Source organism: Lentzea sp. NPDC004782 (assembly GCF_040609115.1).
Lineage (GTDB): Bacteria > Actinomycetota > Actinomycetes > Mycobacteriales > Pseudonocardiaceae > Lentzea.
Map to the genome: position 1 here is coordinate 1 of NZ_JBEXJN010000108.1, position 15,425 is coordinate 15,425.

Below are 15,425 nucleotides of genomic sequence, written 5' to 3' on the forward strand. Positions count from 1 at the left end.
CGCTTTCACCCACCTCACGTGGAGGAAGGAGCCCTTCATAAAGATCAACTAGAGCGGCGGCGTGCTCAGCGCGGCTGGTAGGTCAGGCAGTTCGCGTGGTGGTCGCCGGCGCCTTGACCGACCCGCACGCTCTGCGCCGTGCACTCCAGGGAGGAGTTGTGCGTGCAGTCGGTGCGGGAGCAGGCGCCCACCTGCGCGACGACCTTGTCCAGACCGCCTTTGGTGCCCAACGGGATGAAGGTGCCGCAGTCGGCAGCGCCGTTGTCGCCGCGCACGGTGATCGCGAAGGCGTGACAGCCGTCGTGGTTGTACGAGCAGTCGCTGACGGTGCAGTCGTGGACGGCGGGCATCGCCGGGTTCTCGAGGGTGGTCATGTCCGCTCCTGCCGTGGTGGGAGAGGTTCGGTGATTCGGACCATGCCACCGCGGCGGAAAGGCCGCAATTTGAAAGGAACTCGGGTGAGACCGCTGGTTGTGGTCGCGGGGGCACGTACTTCCTCAGCGCGAACCTCTGACCGCCCAGGCCCTGGCCGTGAGCTCGATCGGACCCGCTTGCGGCAGGCGTGAGCGGAGCAGGTCGCGGATGGCGTCGCGCTGCTCGACCGGCAGCGTCGCGGCGTAGGCGGGTGCCGCCCCGGCGCCGCCCTCGAACGGCTCCCAGAAGTCGGCGAAGTCGCGGAACACGGTTGGCACGACGATGCCGGTCACCTCGACGTCGCGCAGCCCGGCGCCCGTCCAGCACGTGCGCAACGGGTCGGGGTCGCTCACGTCCCCGAACCGCAGGCCCTCGTCCTGGGACGCGGCGGCCGGGTCCACGTCCTTCGCGGCGTCCCAGAACAGCCGCATCATCTGCATGCCGCTCGTGTAGTCCCACAGGTACGCGCCGACGTACGAGCCCACGCGGGCGAACTCGGCGACGGCGCGGGGCACGTCGGGCACGAACGTCAGCACGAGGCCGCTCACCACGACGTCGACCTGGCGCTCCCCCAGGTCCATGGCGTTGCCGACCTCGAACGTGGCGCCCTCGACGCGTTGCCTGGCCAGGTCGAGGAAGCCCGGCGACGGGTCGACACCGGTGATCGAGGCGGGCTGCGCGTGGGCGAGCACGGTCTCGGTCAGCGCGCCGGTGCCGCAGCCCACGTCGAGCCACGTGCGGCCCGGTGGCACGTCGAGCCACCGCAGGAACTCCACCGCGACCGGTCTGCTCCACCGGCCGACGTACCGCTCGTACGCATCACCCGCGTCCCACATGGCGGGGAACCTAACGCAGCTGACGCCATCCCGCTGGGGCTCCTCGTCCGGTCACTTCTTGGAGGACGCGATCTCGCACTCCTTCACGTGCTCCAGGCCGAGCGTGATCGACGCGGCGTCGTTGTTGGGTCCGCCGAACGCGTAGGCGACGGTGTCGCCGCCGGGTTCGTTGCTCACCTCGACGTAGCGGACGCCCTTGTTCCGCAGGCACTGCACGACGCGGTTGGCGAAGTCGAGGGCCTCCGGGTTGTTGACGTCCTTCTCCCACGGGGGCAGCGGCATCTTCGACTCGCACGCCTTCAGCGCCTTGTCCTGCTCCTCCCTGGTCGGCTGCGGGCGGCCGCTGCCCTCGGCCGCCCTGGCCCCCTTCGGGTCCAGGCCGAAGCCCGCCATGCACTGGTTGTACGGCCCCAGCAGGGCCTCGTAGTCCTCCGGGGTGCCGTCGATGCGTTCGCGGGGGCGCTGTTCCTGGGCCGCCGAGGTCGCGGCGGCGGCGCTGCTGCCGGGCGGCGTGATCGAGGCGACCTCGGGTGGCTTGGCGGAGGAGCTGCAGGCCGCGAGGAACAGCAGCAGGGCCGGGGTGGCCTTCTTCAGCGAACCCTTCTTCATGGAGCACTGTCCTTTCGTCACGCGGAGAGCGCCTGGGTCGGGGTGAGCCGGGCGGCGCGGATGGAGGGGTAGAGGCCTGCTGCGGCGCCCACGACGAACGCGGCGAGCACGCCGCAGGCCAGGACCGGCAGGGGGATGACGACCGGCCAGCGGTGCAGGGTGGCGTAGCCGGTGACGCCGAGGGTGCCCAGGGCGGTGCCCGCCAGGCCGCCGAGGCCGGAGAGCAGGACCGCCTCGGTGAGGAACTGGGCGCGGATGTGGCCGCGGGTGGCGCCCAGGGCGCGGCGCAGGCCGATCTCGCTGCGGCGTTCCAGCACGGAGATCACCATCGTATTCGCCACGCCGACGCCGCCGACCAGCAGTGCCACGCCGGCCAGGCCCAGGAACAGGGCGCTGTAGGAGTTCTGGGTGGCGCGTTTGGCGGCCAGCGCGTCGGACGGGCGGCTCACCTGCACCAGGCCCGGGATCTCGCCGTACAGCGTGACCGGCAGGACGGCGCGGACGTCCTCGATGGACTCCTCGCGGGCCTTGACGTACACGACGGTCGGGTGGCCGTCGAAGCCGAGCTGGGTGCGGGCCGCGTCCCAGCCGACGAGGACCGAGCGTTCGAGGTCGGGGGCGAGCGGCAGCGGGGCCAGCACGCCGACGACGGTGAACCAGCGGTCGCCCACGAAGATCGCGGGGTGCTCGCCGGCGTTCTGGACGCCGAGCCTCGCGGCGGCGACGTTGCCGAGCACGACCGACGGGAAGTCCGGCCGCGGCAGGAACTCACCGCTCGCGATCTTGCCGTTCACGGCGTCCAGCAGGCCCGCGGTGGCGGCCAGCACGGTGAGGTCGGAGCTGTGGCCGGGGTCGAGCAGGTCGTTGCGGCGGACGCGGGCGTGGGTGTTGGCGACGGCCGCGGCGGCGGTGACCGGGCCGATGCGCCGGACCATCGCCACGGAGGACTCGGGCAGCAGCACCGGGTTGTCGCTGCGCTGGGTGGGCTGGGCGCGCAGGAGGTTGGTGCCGAGGGCGGTCAGCTCGTCGAGCAGCGCCTGCTGGCTGGAGGCGGGGATGCCGGTGACCACGATGACGGTGGCGATGCCGAGTGCGATGCCCAGCGCCGAGAGGGCGGCGCGCAGCCGGCGGGTGCGGATGCCGAGTGAGCCGAGGGACAGCAGGTCGGCCGGTGAGAGGCGGGTCATCGCTCGTCCTTCGTGCGCGGCCGGGGGAACCGGACCGTCTGATCTGCGCTGGCGTCGGAGACGATCCGGCCGTCGCGCAGTTCCACCTGGCGTGGCAGCGAAGCCGCGATGTCGCGGTCGTGCGTGATCAGCGCGATGGTCGTGCCCTGCCGGTTGAGCTCCTTCAACAGCTCCAGCACCGCCTGGCCGTTCGCGGTGTCGAGCGCGCCGGTCGGTTCGTCGGCCAGCACGAGCGCCGGGTTGTTCACCACGGCGCGGGCGATGGCGACGCGCTGCCGTTCGCCGCCGGAGAGCTGGTGCGGCCGGTGGCCGGTCCGGTGGCCGAGGCCGACCCGTTCCAGCGCGGAGACGGCCAGCGCGCGGCGGTCCTTGCGGCGCACGCCCGCGTACAGCAGGCCGGTGGCGACGTTCTCGGTCGCGGTCAGCGCGTCGGACAGGTGGAACTGCTGGAACACGAACCCCAGCCGGCTGCCGCGCAACGCGGACAGGCGGCGGTCCGTCAGCGACGACACGTCCTGGCCGTCGACCTCCACCGTGCCCGACGACGGCAGGTCGAGCGTGCCGATCAGGTGCAGCAGGGTGGACTTGCCGGAGCCCGACGGGCCGACGATCCCGACCAGCTCCCCCGCGCGGATGCGCAACGAGACGTCGTACAACGCCGTGACACCGCCTGGGTAGTGCTTGCTGACCGCGCGCAACGCGAGAACTGGGCTGGTCATTGGGCGGTCACCACTTCGAGGCCGTCGGTGATGCCGTCGCCGGAGATCTCGACCTTGTCCTGGGAGTAGAGGCCGGTCTTCACGGCCTTCAGCCCGCCACCGGGCAGCTGCACCGCGTAGCCGCCCTCCTTCAACGCGATCAGCGCCGCGAGCGGCACGGTCAGCACCCCGGTGCGGCTCTCGGTGGTGAACTTCAGCCGCACCGGCGCGGTGTCGAGGTCGGCGACGTCGGCCGGGTTGTCCGGGGTCACGGAGATGTCGACCTTCGGGCCGCCGCCGTTCTCCTGGGCGGGGGCGTTGGTGACCGAGGTGACCTTGCCGGGCACCTCGCGGGAGTCCGGGCGCACGATCGTCACGGGCACGTCGGCCTTGACCGCGCCCGCCTCGGACACCGGCACCTGCAGGGTGATCAGGCGGGCGGTGGAGGTGACCTCGAACAGCTCCTCACCGGCCGGTGAGCCGAGCTGGGCCTTCACCGTCGACACGCGCATCGGGCGTTCCAGCACGAGCACGCGGCTGGGCTGCAGGACGCCGTTCTGCTCGACGCCGAGCGACTTCTGCCACCTCTTCACCGCGTCGATGACCGTCTGGGTGAGCTCGGCCTTCGCGGCGTCCTTGGGCCGGGTGCCGACCTGGTAGCCGAGGGCGGCGAGGTTGTCGATCAGGACGGCGACGTCGGAGCCCTTGATGCCGGGCGCGTCCAACGCGCGGAACAGCGGGGTCGCGCCGATGAACACGACTACCGGCTGGTCGTCCACCCGGTACAGCTCCTTGCCCAGTTCGGTCGCCTGACCGGCCACCGGCAGCTTCGTGACCGTGCCCGTGCCTCCTTTGACCGGCCTGGCCGCGCCGAACCCGAGGTTGCCCTGCAGCAGACGGGTGTTCGTGAGATCTCCTTTCCGCACGGTGGTGGTTTTCGTCGCCGGTGGCGGTGCCGCGGCCGGTTCGACCGGTCTGCCGCGCGCCAGCAGCACGACGGCGGTGACGACGACCACGACGAGGACCGTGGCCGCGATGACGGTGTTGCGCATGCGGTGGATCTTGAGCGGCACTTGTGAGGATCCTGTGTCGAACCGGTGATCGCCGCGAGGGCGTCCGTATCCTCGGCCCGTGAGCGCTCTCATCCTGGTCGCGGAGGACGACGAGAACCAGGCCGAGCTCGTTCGCCGTTACCTGGAGCAGGACCACCACCGGGTGATCGTCGTCCACGACGGACGGGACGCGCTCGACGTGGTGCGCGCTCAGCAGCCGGAACTCGTGGTGCTCGACCTGATGCTGCCCGGGCTGGGCGGCCTGGACGTCTGCCGCGCTTTGCGCGCGGATTCGGACGTGCTGGTGCTGATGCTCACCGCGCGGTCCACGGAGGACGATCTGCTGCACGGGCTGGGAATCGGCGCGGACGACTACATGACCAAGCCGTTCAGTCCGCGCGAGCTGGTCGCGCGGGTGCGGACGTTGCTGCGGCGCCGCCCGGCCGCGCGGCCCGCGCCGATGCTGCGGGTGGGACCGATCGTCGTGGACCCGGTGCGGCACGAGGTGACCGTGCGCGGCGCACCGGTCGAGTGCACGCCGGGCGAGTTCGGGCTGCTGGAGGTGCTGGCGTCCGAAGTGGACCGGGTGTTCACGCGGGAGCAGTTGCTGCGGCGCATGCACGGCCTCGACAGCTACCTGACCACGCGGACGATCGACACGCACGTGAAGAACCTGCGGCGCAAGATCGAGACCGACTCGCGCACGCCGGAGCACCTCGTGACGGTGTACGGGATCGGCTACAAGCTCACCGCCGGGCGCGTCGATGCGCCGTAGCGTCTTCACGCGGCTGCTGGTCGTCGTGGTGCTGATCGCCGTGTGCTCGATCGCCGCGACCGCGTGGCTCGCCACGCAGCTGACGAAGGCGTCGATCGCCCGCGAGCAGGGCAGGGAGCTGGCGTCGGACAACAAGATCTACGCGGCGCTGCTGCTCTACGCCACCGCGCACCGCGACTGGTCCGAAGTGGACGGTGTGCTCGGCTCGCTGGCCGAGGAGCACCCGAACCGGCGGGTCGTGCTGGTCACCAAGGACGGCCGCACGGTCGCCGACCAGGGCGGTGACGGCGGTCAGCTGCCCGCGACGGCCTCGGCCGTGGTGGACGCGCTGGCGGTCGACCCGGTGCTGGTGCCGGACGCGCCCGCGGACCGGATCGACAAGCGGGTGCTGGGGCCGTTCCGCACGCCGATCGACTTCCGCGACCGCGAGGACCGGACCGGGTCGCTGTACTGCCTGCGGCTGGTCAAGAAGGAGCAGAGGAAGCTCGACTGCCGGGAGAACGACCTGCCGTTCGACACCGCCGCCGACTTCACCGCGCTGCTCGACCTGGAGGACCTGGTCAACGCGTGCCTCGCGCGCAGGTCGCTGCCGCCGGTGGACCTCGACCCCGACTACACGCCCGCACGCAAGCAGTCCACCGGCGCGGACCCGCCGGACAAGCCGGCCGTCGCCGCGTGCGTCGCGGCGTCGCGCAAGGAACAGCTCGCACCCTATGTCGCACCGCCGGTGCTGCTGTACCTGACGAACCCGAAGGGCACGCCGACCGCCGCGATCTCGTTGTCGGGCAACGGCTGGCAGGTCGTGGGTGCGGCCGCGGCCGTGCTGCTGGCCGCGGTCGGGGTGACGGCGCTGGCCGGAGCCCGGATCACGCGGCCGCTCAGGGCGTTGACCGCGGCCGCGCAACACCTGTCGAGCGGCGGCGCCATCCCGCCCGTGCCGGTGCGGGGCCAGGACGAGATCGCGGGCCTGACCAGGGCGTTCAACACGATGGCGGCGAACAGGGCGCAGCTGGAGCAGGCGCGCAAGGCGATGGTCAGCGACGTCGCGCACGAGCTGCGGACACCGCTGAGCAACATCCGGGGCTGGCTGGAGGCCGCGCAGGACGGGGTGAGCGACCTCGACCCGGCGCTGGTCACGTTGCTGCTCAAGGAAGCGCTGGTGCTGCAGCACGTGGTGGACGACCTGCAGGACCTCGCGGTGGCCGACGCCGGGTCGCTGCGGCTGACGCTCGAACCGGTGGCGGTGCCGGCCGTGCTGGCGCAGGTCCGGGCGGCGCACGAGGCGCGGGCCGCACAGGCCGGGGTAGCGCTGTCGGTGTCCTCGGGGGATTTGACGGTTGAGGCGGACGCGGTGCGGTTGCGGCAGATTCTGGACAACCTGGTGGCCAACGCTCTGCGGTACGTGCCGGCCGGAGGGTCGGTGTCGGTGGAGGCGGTGCTGGACGGCTCGGTACCGGTCCACTCGCACGTCGTCATCTCGGTGGCCGACACGGGCTCCGGCATCTCCGCCGAGGATCTGCCGCACGTGTTCGACCGGTTCTGGCGGGCCGACAAGTCGCGGGCGCGCAGCACCGGGGGCAGCGGGCTGGGGCTGGCGATCGTGCGGAAGCTGGTCGAGGCGCACGGCGGGTCGGTCGGCGTGACCAGCGCTCCTGGGCTGGGCACGACGTTCACCGTGCGGCTGCCCGCGCGTGATCATCGTCACTGACGTGGAACCAACGCACCGGTTTTCACGTTAGTGGGCTGGGAGGAGACCGGTGATCATTCCGATGCCGTCGAGCGCGCCCCGTCGCACGGGTGCGTTCGTGTTGACCGAGGACGTCGCGGTCCGGGTGACCGGGCAGGCGCGCACGGCGGCCGCGATGCTGCGTGAGCTGATCTTCCGGCAGACCGGGTATCTGCTCGCCGAGTCGCCGGACGGCATGCTGATGGTGTCGCACGACCCGGCCATGCGCGGGCTCGGGCCGGAGGGGTACGCGCTGCTGGTGAGCAACACGGCGGTGATGCTGCGCGCGGGCACACAGGCCGGGCTGCGGCACGGTGTCCAGTCGTTCCGGCAGCTGATGACCCCGGACGGCACGGTGCGCGCCGCCGACGTGCAGGACTCCCCCGCGTTCTCGTGGCGTGGCGTGACGAGCCCGCTGTTGCCGGCGGCCGAGATGCGGCAGGCCATCGACAGGATGGCCGCCTACAAGCTCAACGTCATGCACGTCTTTCCCGAGGGCGATCCGGACGCGTTGCGCGACCTCGTCGAGTACGGGCGCGACCACGGCATCACGGTGGTGCCGGAGATCAGCCCGGCGACGCTGGACCTGCTGGAGCTGTTCCCGAGCCGGTGGGTGCACATCGGCAGCGCCAAGCTGACCTCGAAGCTCGCGAGCGTGCTGGAGCGGCACGGCCGGTTGCCGGTGCGGTGGCACGACGGCACCTCCTCCGCGGACGTGCTCGGTCCGCACGGGCAGCTGGCCGAGGGCGATCACGGGCTGCGCGCCGTCGCGACCGCGGGGTGGGTCGGCGGCCGGTTCACCACGCCTGCGGTCGTGCGGGCCTAACCCCGCCGTTCACACACAACGCGCACTCGCAGCTCATGCGGTGCGCGTTTTTCACATGTTTATCGTTGATCGGCCCATTGGGCACTGCTGCAAAGGTTCGCAGAATCCTGCTCGACTTGGTTCATCATTGCGCGAACCTCGGACAACGCCGTTGCGCGGCGACTTGCGATCACATTCGTGAACAATGTCTGTCAGCACGATGACCTGGTCGAACGCCTTGGCGGCGTGGGATTGTTGAGGACGTGCGCGGCACTTCGACGTCCGACTCCTTCCGGCTGCTGTTGGTGGAGGACGACCGGGAGCTGGTGGAGTTGCTCTCCGCGGTGCTGCGCGCCGAGGGATATGCGGTGGACGTCGCAATGGACGGCCAACGCGGGTTGCATCTCGCGCTCACCCGTCCGTACGACGTGGTGGTGATCGACCGCGGTCTGCCCGTGCTCGACGGGCTCGACCTGCTGGCGCGGCTGCGGTCGCGGGCGGTGCGGACGCAGGCGTTGCTGCTGACCGCGATGGGCGGGGTCAGCGACCGGATCGACGGGCTCGACGCCGGTGCCGACGACTACCTGACCAAGCCGTTCGACCTGGGTGAGCTGAGTGCGCGGCTGCGGGCGCTGTGCCGGCGGGCCGCGGAGCTGACGGCGGTGCTGCGGATCGGGGCCGGGCGCCTGGAGCTCGAACAGCACCAGGTCGTGCTGCCCGACGGGGAACGGGTGCCGTTGACGGCCAGGGAGTTCGCGCTGCTGCGGGTGCTCGCGACCCACCCGGAGACGGTGCACACGCGGGCCTCGCTGCGGCGGACGGTGTTCCAGGACGCCCCCTCGCCATCCATTGTGGACACCTATGTGCACTACCTGCGGACCAAGGTCGGGCGGTCGGTGGTGCGCACCGTTCAGGGAGTCGGGTACCGGTTGGGGGCTCTGTGAGAGGAACGTGGGGGGACGCCGAGCGCGCGGAGGTCCGGCGGGCCCGGTTGCGGGTCAGCGTGCTGGTGGGTCTGGCGATCACCGTGATGGTCGCCTTCGTCGGCGCGATCTCGTACGTCGTGATGGTGCACGCGCAGCAGACCCAGGTGACGCGCGAGCTGCGGTACAACGCGCGGTTCGGCGTGCCGGGGACCGCGCCGAGGTGCGCCTGGGTGTTCGTGCTGCGGGACGGGGTGCTCGACCTCGGCCCGCTGGCGGCGCCGGACGGGTTCCCGCTGCGGGACGACCTCGGCGCGGTCGCGGCGTCCGGCACGGCCGTCGAGCGGGACGTCTCCGCGAACGGCACGGAGTACATGGTGCTGACCGCTCCCGGCGCGGACCGCACGACGGTGCAGGCGGTGTTCGACCTGCGGTACCAGCTGGCCGACCGCGTGCACCTGCTGCAGGCGCTGGGTGTCGCACAGGTGGCGGGTCTGCTGGTGGCGGCGCTGATCGGGCTGGGGGTCGGCCGCCGGACGGTCGGGCCGCTGGCGGAGGCGCTGGCCAGGCAGCGCCGGTTCGTCGCCGACGCGAGCCACGAGCTGCGCACGCCGATCGCGCGGGCGTACCTGCGGGCGCAGCTGTTGTCGCGGCTGGCGGAGGCCGCGGACCTGCCCGGTGACCACCGGGACAGCCTCGACGCGCTGGCCCGGTCGATCCGCGGGCTCGGGGACGTCGTGGACGACCTGTTGCTGTCGGCGCAGCTCGACGAGCGGACCGGTCAGGCGGTGGACCTCGCGGTGGTGGTGTCAGCGGCGGTCGCGGAGGAGCACGAGCGGGCCGCGGAACGCGGGATCGAGCTGACCGTGACACAACCCGGGGTTTCGCTGGTGGTCAACGGGGTTGAGACGGCGTTGCGGCGGGCGGTGGACGAGCTGCTGGCCAACGCCGTGCGGCACACTCCGGAGGGCGGACGGATCGAGGTGCGGCTGCGGGCCGAGGCCGGGCAGGTCTCGCTGGTCGTGGCGGACACCGGTGAGGGGTTCGACCCGGTGGAGGCGGAGCGGTTGTTCGACCGGTTCCGGCACGGACCGGGCGAGAAGCGGTTCGGGCTGGGGCTGTCGCTGGTGCGGGAGATCGTGACCGGGCACGGCGGCACCGTGGAGGCGGCCGGGCATCCCGGGCGGGGTGCGCGGTTCACGGTTCGGCTGCCGTTGGCACGGCGGAACGCGGTGGCGCTGAAGGAGAGGATCACCGCGGCCTGCCTGTGATCAGCCGCCGTCGATCTCAGAAGGTTCTGAGATCACCTGAGTAGCTTCCCGAACCATGGCGTACGACTACCTGATCATCGGCGCCGGCCCGGCCGGTTTGCAGCTCGCCGCACTGCTGGAGCGGGACGGTCGGGACTACGCCGTCCTCGAACGCGGCAGCGGTGCCGGTACGTTCTTCACCCGCTTTCCCCGGCACCGGCAGCTGATCTCCATCAACAAGGTCCACACCGGGTTCACGGACCCGGAGCAGCGGATGCGGATGGACTGGAACTCGCTGCTGACCGACGACCCGGATCTGTTGTTCACCCGCTACAGCCGCAGGTACTTCCCCGACGCCGACGACATCGTGCGGTACTTCCGGGACTTCGCGGCACACCTCAACGTGCACTACGACATCGATGTCACCGAGGTGGCGCGCGACGGCGACGGGTTCGCCGTGACCGACCGCAGTGGACAGACGTACCGGGCGCGGACCCTGGTGATGGCGACCGGTGTCTCGCAGCTGCACGTACCGCCCATCCCGGGAATCGAGCAGGTCGAGCGCTACGACACGTTCGACACCGACCCGGAGTCGTTCACCGGTCAGCGGGTGCTCGTCATCGGCAAGGGCAACTCCGGTTTCGAGACCGCCGACGCGCTGGTCGAGCACGCGGCCGTGATCCACGTGGCCGGGCCGCACTCGGTGAAGCTGGCCTGGCAGACGCACTACGTCGGGCATCTGCGGGCGGTCAACAACAACTTCCTCGACACCTACCAGCTCAAGTCCGAGAACGCGGTGATCGACGGCACGATCGAACGCGTCGAGCCGCGGCCGGACGGCGGGTTCCGGATCCAGTTCCGGTACGCGCGCACGGTCGAGAAGCTGCGGGAGCTGGAGTACGACCGGATCATCGCGTGCACCGGTTTCCGGTTCGACGCCTCGATCTTCGCGCCGAACTGCCGTCCCGCGCTGGTCATCAACGACCGGTTCCCGGAGCTGACCTCGGCGTTCGAGTCGGTGAACGTGCGCGGCCTGTACTTCGCGGGCACGATCACGCAGTCGCGGGACTTCAAGAAGTCCACCAGCGGGTTCATCCACGGCTTCCGCTACGGCGCCCGCGCGCTGCACCGCGTCCTCAACGCCCGCCACCACGACTCCCCGTGGCCCGCCACGCCGCTGGAGCTCTCGCCGGAGGCGATCAGTGACGCGGTCATCGCCAGGGTGAACAGGTCTTCGTGCCTGTGGCAGCAGTTCGCAGTCATGGGTGACGTCGTGACGGTCGACGGCGACGAGGCGCGGTACGAGGAGGAGGTGCCGGTCGCGTACGTCGCCGACGGCGGGCTCGGTCCGGCCGAGCACCGGTTCGTCGCGACGCTGGAGTACGGGCCGGACCACGACACCGTGGACCCGTTCGACATCGACGTTCCGCGGGTGGCGGAGAACGACGCGGCCAACGCGGCGCAGGCCAGCTACCTGCATCCGGTGGTGCGCTACTACCGCCACGGCGTGCTGGCGGCGACCCACCACCTGGCCGAGAACCTGGAGAACCACTGGGACTTCCCGGACGTGCACCAGCAGCCGCTGGTCGTGTTCGTGAAGGAATGCCTTGCCGGCCGGTGAGCCGTTTCCGCGCGCGGTGCTCGACGTGCTCGGCGCCGCCGCGGACCGGCCGGTGTTCGAGCACGGCACCCGTGTGGTGACCGGGTCGGAGCTGCTCGACCTGGTCGCGCGGATCGCGAACGGGTTGCGCGCCAGGGGAATCGGTCCTGGTGACGGGCTGGCGCTGTTGCTCGGGGTGAACGTGGAGGCGTTCGCCACGATCCTCGCGGGGCACGTGGTGGGCGCTCGGGTGGTGGGTGTGCGGCCGGGGCTCACCGAGGCTCAGGTCGAGCACCTGCTCGGCCTCGACATCAAGCTCGTCGTGCGTGACTCGGACATCCCCCGAGCTGCTGGTTCCGAACTGCGGTGCGACGGCAGGCCCGAGGACGTCGCCCGGCTCATCCACACCAGCGGCAGCACGGGTGCCCCCATGGCCTGCGCGCAGACCTACGCCGCCATAACCGACGCGTGGGCCGCCCGTCCCGAGGCCTGGCCGCCCGCGATCGCTGAGCTGGCGTCGCGGCTCGACCGCTACCTGGTGTTCGGGTCGCTGTCGAGCCAGGTCATGTTCGAGTACGCCGTGCTGACGCTGACCGCGGGCGGCACGGTCGTCGTCGCCGACCACCCCGCGGACGCGATCACCCGCCTGGGCGCGACGGCCCGCGTGATCACCGTGCCCGGCCTGACCAAGCTCGTCGCGGACCGGCGCCACTCCCCCGCCGGCCTGTCGACGCTGCGCGCGCTGCTGGTCTCGGGTTCGCCGCTGACCACCGAACGGCACTGCGAGGCCCTGCAGGTGCTGGGACCGGTGCTGTTCCACGGCTACGGCCAGACCGAGACCGGCATGATCTCGATGGCCACCCCGTTCGACCCGCCCGGCACGGTCGGGAAACCGCCGGTGGACGTGGAGATCCGCGACGGCGAGCTGTTCGTCCGCACGCCGGGCCAGGCCTGCGGGTACTGGGCGGACGAGCAGGAGTCGGCCGAGGTCTTCGTCGACGGCTGGGTCCGCACCCGCGACCTCGGGCACTTCGACGCCGGAGGGTTCCTGCACCTGACCGGACGGGCGCGGGACGTCGTGATCGTCAACGCGAACCTGCACCACATCGGCCCGATCGAGCACGTGATCGCGGAGCACCCGGAAGTCGCGGAGGCCTACGTGGTCGCGGTGCCCGACGACGAGACGGGCGAGGCCGTGCACGCCTTCGTCGTGCCCAAGGGCGAACGGGTGCCCGAGCTCGACGAACTGAGGGAGCTGGTGACCGAACGGCTGGGCGCGGCCTGCGCGCCCGTCCGGGTCACCGCCATCGCCGAACCTCCGGTCGCCCCCAGCGGCAAGCCCGACAAGCGTCTGTTGACCGCATAGAGGAGTGAAGTCGTGTCCAGCGAGATTTCGACGGAGTGTCTCGTGATCGGCGCCGGTCCAGCCGGACTTCAGGCGTCCTACCTGCTCAAACGGGCGGGACGCGACCACCTGGTGCTGGAGGCCGGCGCAGCGGCCGGGACGTTCTTCACCCGCTTTCCCCGGCACCGGCAGCTGATCTCCATCAACAAGGTCCACACGGGCTGGGACGACCCGGAGCTCAACCTGCGCGTGGACTGGAACTCGTTGCTGTCCGACGATCCCGAGCTGCTGTTCACCGGCTACACCCCGCGCTACTTCCCGCAGGCCGACGACATGGTCCGCTACCTCGGCGACTTCGCGGTCAAGAACGACCTGCCGATCCGCTACGACACCAGGGTCGTTGCGGTGAGCAGGCCGGACGACTTCATGGTGCGCGACCAGCACGGGGTGACGTACCGGGCGAAGCGGATCATCGCGGCGACCGGGGTGTCGCAGCCGTACGTGCCGGAGATCGACGGTGTGGAGCACGCGGAGCTCTACTACGACGTCTCCGTTGATCCGAAGGACTTCGTCGGGCAGAAGGTGCTGATCATCGGACGCGGCAACTCGGCGTTCGAGACCGCCGACGCGCTGGTCGAGACCGCGTCGGTCATCCACGTCGCCGGGCCCGGTTCGCTGAAGCTGGCGTGGCAGACGCACTTCGTCGGCCACCTGCGGGCGGTGAACAACAACTTCCTCGACACCTACCAGCTCAAGTCGCAGAACGCCGTGCTGGACGGGCACATCGCGGGCATCCGCCGCGACGGCGGCGGCGGCTACCTGGTGAAGGTCAGCTTCCAGCGGGTCAACGAGGTGATCAAGGAGATCCGCTACGACCGGGTGATCCTCGCGACCGGGTTCCGGTTCGACGCCTCGATCTTCACGCCGGACTGCCGGCCGCAGCTCACGATCAACGCGCGCTTCCCCGGCCAGACGGCCGCGTGGGAGTCGGTGAACGTGCCGGACCTGTTCTTCGCGGGCACGATCACGCAGGCGCGCGACTTCAAGAAGTCCACCAGCGGGTTCATCCACGGCTTCCGCTACGGCGTGCGGGCGCTGCACCGGATCCACGAGCACCGCTACCACGGCGTGGACTGGCCGAGCCGCTCGCTCGCGCCCGACGCCGTCACCGAGGCGATCATCGAGCGGGTCAACCGGACTTCCGCGCTGTGGCAGCTGTTCGCGTTCATGGCCGACGCGGTGCTGTACGGACCGGACGGCGTGCGTTACGTGGAAGAGGTGCCGGTCGCCTATTTGCACGAAGCTGTGGCGCGCGGCGAGTTCGGTGACGTCGAGACGTACCTGACCGTGACGCTGGAGTACGGCGCCGACCACGACAAGGTCAACCCGTTCGACATCACCGCCGGCCGGACCTCGCAGGACGACACCAGCGGGCTCGACGGCCGCTACCTGCACCCGGTGGTGCGGCGGTTCCGCGGCGGCACGCTGGTGGACGAGCACCACCTCACCGAGAACCTCGAGAACGAGTGGGACAGCGAGACCGTGCACAAGGCACCGTTGCGGGAGTACCTGCGGTGAACCCCGTGCTCGCGGAGCTGCACGACAAGGCACGTGCGGTGCTCGACCCCGTCCACTACGACTTCTTCGCGGGCGGGGCCGGCGACGAGGTCGTGCTCGGGGAGAACGAGGCCGCGTTCCGGCGCCGCGCACTGCTGCCCCGCGTGTTGCGGGGCGGGGAAATCCGGGACGCCGGATTTCCCGTGCTGGTGTCACCGACCGCGTTCCACAAGCTCGCACACCCCGAGGGCGAGGTCGCGACGGCACGGGCGCTGAACGGAACGGTCCTGGTGTCGAGCATGGCCTCGACCGTGCCGATCGGCGACGTCGTGACGGCCGCGACCGGGCCGGTGTGGTTCCAGCTGTACCTGCAGCCCGAGTGGGAGGTCACGGAAGCGTTGGTGCGGCGGGCCGAACGGGCGGGCTGCGCCGCGTTCGTGATCACGGTCGACTCCCCCGTCTTCGGCCGGCACCGCCGCGACCTCGCCCACGGGTTCCACGACCTGCCCGCCGGGCTCGCGGCGGAGAACATGCGGGACCTGCCGGGAACGCCCGGCCTGCGCAAGATCGAGATGGCGGCGTTCTCCCGGGACCTGTGGCGCGACAACCTCAGGAACTGGGCCCCGGTCACGCCGCAGGAGATCCGCG

The 15,425-nt window shown here is 71.0% G+C and carries 15 protein-coding genes; 9 read left to right on the plus strand and 6 right to left on the minus strand.

Annotation, left to right across the window (positions count from 1 at the left end; translation table 11 throughout):
- Positions 1-65: 65 nt before the first annotated feature.
- From ABZV40_RS44650 to ABZV40_RS44675, 6 genes are all read right to left on the minus strand, one after another.
- Positions 66-374, minus strand: a complete 309-nt coding sequence (locus ABZV40_RS44650; RefSeq protein WP_355456093.1) for a DUF1540 domain-containing protein — start codon at positions 372-374, stop codon at positions 66-68.
- A gap of 123 nt (positions 375-497) precedes the next feature.
- On the minus strand, positions 498-1,250 hold the full coding sequence (locus ABZV40_RS44655) for a methyltransferase domain-containing protein (protein ID WP_355456095.1): 753 nt from the start codon (positions 1,248-1,250) through the stop codon (positions 498-500).
- A gap of 51 nt (positions 1,251-1,301) precedes the next feature.
- Positions 1,302-1,859, minus strand: coding sequence for a hypothetical protein (locus ABZV40_RS44660; RefSeq protein WP_355456097.1), 558 nt, complete (start codon positions 1,857-1,859; stop codon positions 1,302-1,304).
- Positions 1,860-1,876: 17 nt separating this feature from the next.
- The gene (locus ABZV40_RS44665) at positions 1,877-3,046 is read right to left on the minus strand and encodes an ABC transporter permease (protein WP_355456099.1); all 1,170 of its coding nucleotides are present in this window, start codon (positions 3,044-3,046) and stop codon (positions 1,877-1,879) included.
- Positions 3,043-3,765 (minus strand): ABC transporter ATP-binding protein, encoded by a 723-nt coding sequence (locus tag ABZV40_RS44670; protein ID WP_355456101.1) that lies wholly within the window; start codon positions 3,763-3,765, stop codon positions 3,043-3,045. The genes ABZV40_RS44665 and ABZV40_RS44670 overlap by 4 nt, the downstream gene beginning before the upstream one ends.
- Entirely contained in the window at positions 3,762-4,796 is a 1,035-nt protein-coding gene (locus tag ABZV40_RS44675) for a peptidoglycan-binding protein (protein WP_355456103.1), read from the minus strand. The genes ABZV40_RS44670 and ABZV40_RS44675 overlap by 4 nt, the downstream gene beginning before the upstream one ends.
- Before the next feature lie 79 nt (positions 4,797-4,875).
- Between ABZV40_RS44675 and ABZV40_RS44680 the strand changes: the two genes are divergently transcribed.
- The 9 genes from ABZV40_RS44680 to ABZV40_RS44720 form a co-directional block, all read left to right on the plus strand.
- A complete protein-coding gene (locus tag ABZV40_RS44680) occupies positions 4,876-5,571 on the plus strand; it encodes a response regulator transcription factor (RefSeq protein ID WP_355456105.1) in 696 nt (231 codons plus the stop codon).
- The gene (locus tag ABZV40_RS44685) at positions 5,561-7,279 is read left to right on the plus strand and encodes a HAMP domain-containing sensor histidine kinase (RefSeq protein ID WP_355456107.1); all 1,719 of its coding nucleotides are present in this window, start codon (positions 5,561-5,563) and stop codon (positions 7,277-7,279) included. The genes ABZV40_RS44680 and ABZV40_RS44685 overlap by 11 nt, the downstream gene beginning before the upstream one ends.
- Before the next feature lie 49 nt (positions 7,280-7,328).
- Positions 7,329-8,123, plus strand: a complete 795-nt coding sequence (locus tag ABZV40_RS44690; RefSeq protein ID WP_355456108.1) for a glycoside hydrolase family 20 zincin-like fold domain-containing protein — start codon at positions 7,329-7,331, stop codon at positions 8,121-8,123.
- A gap of 275 nt (positions 8,124-8,398) precedes the next feature.
- A complete protein-coding gene (locus tag ABZV40_RS44695; RefSeq protein WP_355456120.1) occupies positions 8,399-9,046 on the plus strand; it encodes a response regulator transcription factor in 648 nt (215 codons plus the stop codon).
- Positions 9,043-10,296 (plus strand): HAMP domain-containing sensor histidine kinase, encoded by a 1,254-nt coding sequence (locus ABZV40_RS44700; protein ID WP_355456110.1) that lies wholly within the window; start codon positions 9,043-9,045, stop codon positions 10,294-10,296. Before ABZV40_RS44695 ends, ABZV40_RS44700 begins: the two co-directional genes overlap by 4 nt.
- Before the next feature lie 55 nt (positions 10,297-10,351).
- On the plus strand, positions 10,352-11,896 hold the full coding sequence (locus tag ABZV40_RS44705; protein ID WP_355456112.1) for an NAD(P)-binding domain-containing protein: 1,545 nt from the start codon (positions 10,352-10,354) through the stop codon (positions 11,894-11,896).
- Complete coding sequence (locus tag ABZV40_RS44710) at positions 11,883-13,241, plus strand: long-chain fatty acid--CoA ligase (RefSeq protein WP_355456114.1); 1,359 nt, start codon at positions 11,883-11,885, stop codon at positions 13,239-13,241. The genes ABZV40_RS44705 and ABZV40_RS44710 overlap by 14 nt, the downstream gene beginning before the upstream one ends.
- Before the next feature lie 12 nt (positions 13,242-13,253).
- Positions 13,254-14,798: an NAD(P)-binding domain-containing protein gene (locus ABZV40_RS44715; RefSeq protein WP_355456116.1), complete on the plus strand. Its 1,545-nt coding sequence runs from the start codon at positions 13,254-13,256 to the stop codon at positions 14,796-14,798.
- Positions 14,795-15,425: alpha-hydroxy acid oxidase (locus tag ABZV40_RS44720; protein ID WP_355456118.1), on the plus strand; the 631-nt coding region annotated here is incomplete at its 3' end. The genes ABZV40_RS44715 and ABZV40_RS44720, both read left to right, overlap by 4 nt.